5 protein-coding genes and 1 tRNA gene are annotated in these 5,557 nt (G+C 62.7%); 2 read left to right on the top strand and 4 right to left on the bottom strand.

The window, feature by feature from the left end:
• Positions 1 to 135: 135 nt before the first annotated feature.
• Positions 136 to 225, bottom strand: a tRNA-Ser gene (locus G8O24_RS42055).
• A gap of 196 nt (positions 226 to 421) precedes the next feature.
• On the opposite strand from G8O24_RS42055, the gene G8O24_RS42050 reads away from it, so the two are divergent.
• On the top strand, positions 422 to 763 hold the full coding sequence (locus G8O24_RS42050) for a hypothetical protein (RefSeq protein ID WP_188108349.1): 342 nt from the start codon (positions 422 to 424) through the stop codon (positions 761 to 763).
• Positions 764 to 802: 39 nt separating this feature from the next.
• Here G8O24_RS42050 and G8O24_RS42045 read toward each other — a convergent pair whose 3' ends face one another.
• The 3 genes from G8O24_RS42045 to G8O24_RS42035 all read right to left on the bottom strand — a co-directional run bounded on the left by G8O24_RS42045 (position 803) and on the right by G8O24_RS42035 (position 4,817).
• Positions 803 to 2,266, bottom strand: coding sequence for a trehalose-6-phosphate synthase (locus tag G8O24_RS42045; protein ID WP_188108348.1), 1,464 nt, complete (start codon positions 2,264 to 2,266; stop codon positions 803 to 805).
• A gap of 238 nt (positions 2,267 to 2,504) precedes the next feature.
• Positions 2,505 to 3,326, bottom strand: a complete 822-nt coding sequence (otsB, locus tag G8O24_RS42040) for a trehalose-phosphatase (RefSeq protein WP_188108347.1) — start codon at positions 3,324 to 3,326, stop codon at positions 2,505 to 2,507.
• A gap of 3 nt (positions 3,327 to 3,329) precedes the next feature.
• Complete coding sequence (locus tag G8O24_RS42035) at positions 3,330 to 4,817, bottom strand: MFS transporter (RefSeq protein WP_188108346.1); 1,488 nt, start codon at positions 4,815 to 4,817, stop codon at positions 3,330 to 3,332.
• Between the two features lie 128 nt (positions 4,818 to 4,945).
• On the opposite strand from G8O24_RS42035, the gene G8O24_RS42030 reads away from it, so the two are divergent.
• Complete coding sequence (locus G8O24_RS42030; protein ID WP_188108345.1) at positions 4,946 to 5,314, top strand: DUF3175 domain-containing protein; 369 nt, start codon at positions 4,946 to 4,948, stop codon at positions 5,312 to 5,314.
• Positions 5,315 to 5,557: the final 243 nt, after the last annotated feature.

The following is a 5,557-nucleotide window of genomic DNA, read 5'->3' as shown; positions in this document are numbered from 1 at the left end:
CCGAGCAATAATGGAGCCGCGCCATGAATGCGTGGAATGACCCTGAAACCCACGACAACCCGTTCGGCACGAGGTTGTCACCCATGTCTTAGGTACAACCTGTTACCTATGTCTTCAGGCCGGACACTGCAGGAATGGCGGAGAGAGTGGGATTCGAACCCACGGTACGGTTTCCCGCACACACGCTTTCCAAGCGTGCGCCTTAAGCCACTCGGCCATCTCTCCGGAGCGCCCTCTCTTGAAGGGGCGCCGATGATTTTGCAAGGGATGCCGGGGTAATCGGGCGATTTTTCCGCAACTTATTGGTTTTACAACAAAATATCTCGCCCCGCACGATCGCCGGAAACCCTGCCTCGGCTGAACCAGGCGCGGGTTTGGTGCGACGATTCACCTGAAACCGCCAAACACGACCGGGGAGCCCATGACCATCCTTAAAACGATCACCGTGCTCGGCCTGATTTCAGGCCTTGGCGCCGGCTTGACCGCGTCCGCCAAGGCGCAGGCCTGCAACAGGCAGGGCGTCGATGTGACCTGCGACGACGGCCGGCGCGGCGTGCTTTCAGGCGATACCATCCTTTGGCCGGACGGGACCCGCTCCAGTTCGACGCCGCATCAGAGCGTGATCATCGGCAACAAGAGCTCGGTGCATGTCGGGCCCGGCGTCTTCGTCGGCGAGGGTAAGGGCGTGGTGCCGATGGATGACCCGAACGCGCCGAACAAGAGGCAATGCGCGATCCTGGATGGCCTGTCGTATTGCTATTGAGCGCTCGCCTCTCCCCGCGAAGGCCGGGAAGGAAAGAGGCTAGATCAATCGCACGCCCGAAATCGCCGACTTCAGCCAGCGCAAAGCCTGCGGCGGCTGAGCCGCGAGCGGGGCGGCCGCGACCTTCTCGGTACGACACTTCTCCAACTCGGCAACGAAATCGGACGACCATTGCTGGATGGTGTGGCCGCGCAACTTCTTCATCATCGCATCCCAGCGCATCCTGCGCTCGGTGAGCGGCATCGCCGCCGCAATCGCGATCGCGCGGGCCATGCCGTCGACGTCGTGCGGATTGACCTCCAACGCCGTGTCCAGCTCGTTGGCGGCACCGGCGAATTTCGACAGCACCAACACGCCGGGATCGGCCGGGTTCTGCGCGGCGACATATTCCTTGGCGACGAGGTTCATGCCATCATGAAGCGGCGTCACCACGCCGATCTGAGCGGTGCGGTAGAGACCGGCAAGCACGGCCTGGCTAAAGCCCTTGTTGAGATAGCGGATCGGCGTCCAGTCGACCTCACCATGGCGACCATTGACGTCGGTGACGAGGCGCGCGACCTCGTTCTGGAGATTGCCATAGGCTTCGATGCCACCGCGCGAGGGGTTGGCAATCTGCAGCAGCGAAATGCTGCGCGCAAATTGCGGCTGCTCGGTCCAGAGCCGGTCGAACGCGCTGATGCGATTGACGAGCCCCTTGGAATAGTCAAGCCTGTCGACGCCGATCGCGAGCCGTTCGCCGTTCAGGCTGCGGCGCAGGCGCGAGACGTCGGGATGCGAGGCCGACTTCGCGGCATAAGCGGCAAACTTCTCGGCATCGATGCCGATCGGAAACACTTCGCAGCGCGTGCGGCCGTGCTGCGAGAGCACGACGCCGTCCTCGATGATGAGGCCGAGCTCGCCGCCGGCATAGCCGAGAAAGTTCTGGCAATCCGCCTCGGTCTGGAAGCCGAGCAGATCGTAGGCCAGCATCGCCGTGATCAGTTCGCGATGATTGGGCACGCCCTGCATCACCGCGGCGACCGGCCACGGCGTGTGCAGGAAGAAGCCGATGGGATCATCAACGCCCAGATCGCGCAGCTCCGCGCCGAGCGCGAGGAAATGATAGTCCTGCACCCAGAACGCCGTCTTGCTCTTGCGGAAGCGCATCAGGGCGCGCGCCATGAAGGCGTTGACCTCGCGATAGCTGATATAATCGTCGCGCGAGACCCGGATCAAATCACTGCGCGAATGCAGCGCCGGCCACAGCGCCGAATTGGCAAAGCCTTCGTAATAGCCGCCGTAATGCGCAGCCGGCAAATCCAGCGTTGCAATCGCACCTGAGCCCAGCGCTTCGATCTCGGCGAAAGGTTCCTTCTGATGGCCGTCGCGCACGCGGCCGGAGGAGCCCACCCAGATCGCACCCGAATGCTCCACCACCGGAAGCAACGCCGCAGCGAGACCGCCCGTCATGGGCTCATTGGGCTTCCCGCGCGCAACTCGATTTGAAACGACGACTAAGTTCACAGGCCGTCCCCTCCTGTTCATTCCACCCCGTTTAACTGCCGTTCATCAATATGGTTCCTGTCATCATTTCCACGAAATGAAACCAAAGTCAGGCGTGCGCGTTGGAACCAGTTTTCTCGCGCGGGAACCCGGGGATTTCATTCGAGAAAAAGAACCATGACGCGGGTTTCGCGCAACATGAATGACGCGCGCGACGAAGCGGCAACGGAGGACAATGTGGCCGTGAGGTGACCGCGCCTTATTCCAACCTTGTATCGTCGAGCAGACGCGCGAGGAACGCGCGCACGTCACTGGGCGCATCGAAGTGACCGTTGACGCCGAGGGCGCGACGTCCGACGGAGAAAGAAAGGCCGTCCATGTCGGGCATGATCGCGAACACGGTTTCATCGGTGACGTCATCTCCGATGAAGATCGGGCGACGGCCCTTGAACGGCTCGTGCTTCATCAGCTCGCGCACGCCGGTCGCCTTGGTGAAACCGGAATGCTTGATCTCGCAGACGAACTTGCCAGGCAGGACCTCGATCGGCGCATTGGGCAAATCGGCCCGGATCAGCGAGACGGCTTCATAGATCGCCTTCTCTGCATGCGGTGCGAGGCGATAATGCAGCGCCAGAGAATAGCCCTTGTCCTCGAGCAGAATGCCGGGGCTGAGCTTTGCGATCGCGGCCAGCCGCCGCTTCAGCTCCTTGTCCATCGGCGGCGCATGGACGTCCTCGGCATCATTTCCCACCGAGAGCCGCATCTCCGCACCGTGACCGGCAACGGCGCGAAACACATCGGGCGCGAAGATCAGGTCGATGTCGTTGAGCGACCGACCGCTGACCATGGCCAGCGCACCCGATGTCCGCTCCGTGAGCCGGTTGAGCGTCTCCGAAAGGCCCGGGGGCACCCACACTTCGCGGGGCGTCGGCATCAGGTCGAGCAGCGTGCCGTCGATGTCGAGCAGAATTGCAATCTCGTCGAGATGCGGAACCAGCGCATGCGGCACAGGCACGGCATCGGGCGCTTCATCATCGAGCATGGGGCGCTTCTGATCCAGTTCAGCGAGTTCCGATGTCATAGTCTACTCCATGGAAGCGAGCGGCCGCGCGATTTGTTCGAGCGATTTGCGTTCCGCGGAAACCGCGTAGCGCCACGCAACGATCGCAGCCGCGATCATCAGGAAGGCCCCCAGCAGATAGCCGGCGAACACGCTGTTGCGTGAACCCGTATCGATCAGCGCGCCGAACAGCGCGGGACCGGCGACGCCGCCGATGCCGGTGCCCACCGCATAGAACACCGCGATCGCCAGCGCGCGAACTTCAAGCGGGAAGGTCTCGCTCACCGTGAGATAGGCTGCGCTCGCCGCAGGCGAGGCAAAGAAGAAGATCACCATCCAGGCGATCGTCTGCCCCTGGGCAGTCAGCGCGCCGATCGAGAACAGATAGCCCGACAACGCCAGCAGCAGCCCCGAGACACCATAGGTAAACATGATCATGGCACGGCGGCCGAGCGTGTCGAACAGGCGGCCAAGCAGCAGCGGGCCGAGGAAGTTGCCGGCGGCGAAGGGCAGCAGATACCAGCCGACATGATCGGCGCTGATACCGTAGAAATCGGTCAGCACCAGCGCAAAGGTGAAGAAGATCGCGTTGTAGAAAAATGCCTGCGCGACCATCAGCACGAGGCCGACCAGTGCGCGCTGACGATAGGCGGAGAAGAGCGTATGCACGACCTCGCGGATCGGCGTGTGATCGCGCATCTTCAGACGCATCCGGGGGAAGCTCCCGTCACTCAGGTCCTGATCATGTCCGATCACCGAACGCTCGATGTCGTCGACGATCGTGTGCGCCTGATCAGGGCGGCCGTGGATCATCAGCCAACGCGGGCTTTCCGGGATCCACATCCGCATCAAGAGCACAACAAGGCCGATGGTTGCGCCGATGAGATAGGCGAGACGCCAGCCGAGATCCGGACCAATCGCAACGGGATCGAGCAGCACGATGGCCGCGACCGCGCCCATTGCAGCGCCAATCCAGAAGCTGCCGTTGATGACGAGATCAGTCCAGCCACGATAGCGCGCCGGCACCAGTTCCTGGATCGTCGAGTTGATCGCAGTGTATTCGCCACCGATACCGGCGCCGGTCAGAAAGCGAAACAGCGCATAGCTCGCGACGCCCCACGACAGCGCGGTCGCAGCCGTCGCAGAAAGATAGAGTGCAAGCGTAATGAAGAACAGCTTCTTGCGGCCGATGCGGTCGGTGAGCCAGCCGAAGCCGAGCGCACCGAGCACGGCGCCGGCAAGATAGGCGGAATTCGCGATGCCGAGATCGAGATTGGAGAAGTGCAGCGTCGGGCTCTGCTTCAGTGCGCCCGACAAGGCACCGGCCAGCGTCACTTCCAGACCATCAAGGATCCAGGTGATGCCGAGTGCTGCCACGACGCGGGTGTGAAAGCCGCTCCAGGGCAGCGCGTCGAGCCGCGCGGGAATGCTGGTTTCGACGATGCGATCGGTCGCGGTCGCCGCCGAAATCACAGGTCCGTAATTCAGCGCTGGGCTCTGCTGCAATTCCATCGTTGCCGGGTCTTTTGGGGGTGCGGCATTTCGCCTGCCACCTGCGACAACGTTCGCGAGAAGCCCCGGTTCCCCGGGGAACGTCGGCAAATGCCGACGGTTTCCGCAGGAGCCGAAGGAGTTGACGCATGGCCCATGCCAGAAAGACGACACATTCGCGCAAAACGGCTGCCGGCAAGAAGACCAGCCAGAGGCGGTCAACTGCGCGCAAAAGCACCACGCGCACGCCAAAGCGCTGGTCGCAGCGCGTGACGAAAGAGAGCGACGCGCTCGATCTCAAGCGCGGTGTGTTCAAGCTCACAAGCGCGAAGAAGATCGCGGCATCGCTGAAGCGCTCGGCCGAGCACAGCGAGCGCCGCAAGACCGGCGCTTATCGCTCCGCGCTGTCGATGCTGACGTTCTACATCAACCGCGCTGGCAAGACCTTGCCCAGGACTCAGCGTGAACGGCTGGAGAAGGCGAAGGTGGAGCTGAAGCGAGCGTTTGGGAGGGAGTAAGGCTTCCGCTCTTTGCTCCACTGTCGTCCCGGATTGGCGCGCGCTTAAGGGCGCGCTTGTCTGGGACGACAGCGGAGTATGAAGCTGCGCCGGAGCTTTACGCCGCCCGGATATTGGCCATGAAGCGGTCGAGCTCGGCACGCAGGCGCGTGCTTTCGGACGACAGCGTCTTGGCCGAATTCAGCACCTCTTCCGAGGCCGAGCCGGTTTCGGCCGCACCCCGATTGACCTGGCCGATGTCGG

The sequence above is a fragment of the Bradyrhizobium campsiandrae genome (genome assembly GCF_014529705.1).
In the GTDB taxonomy this organism is placed as follows: Bacteria; Pseudomonadota; Alphaproteobacteria; order Rhizobiales; family Xanthobacteraceae; genus Bradyrhizobium; species Bradyrhizobium campsiandrae.
This window is presented reverse-complemented; position numbering and strand designations above follow the sequence as displayed.

Bases quoted from the DNA above. Each gene is read 5' to 3' on its own strand.
- G8O24_RS42050 (WP_188108349.1), top strand. From the start codon at position 422: ATGACCATCCTTAAAACGATCACCGTGCTCGGCCTGATTTCAGGCCTT.
- G8O24_RS42030 (WP_188108345.1), top strand. From the start codon at position 4,946: ATGGCCCATGCCAGAAAGACGACACATTCGCGCAAAACGGCTGCCGGC.
- G8O24_RS42035 (WP_188108346.1), bottom strand. From the start codon at position 4,817: ATGGAATTGCAGCAGAGCCCAGCGCTGAATTACGGACCTGTGATTTCG.
- otsB (WP_188108347.1), bottom strand. From the start codon at position 3,326: ATGACATCGGAACTCGCTGAACTGGATCAGAAGCGCCCCATGCTCGAT.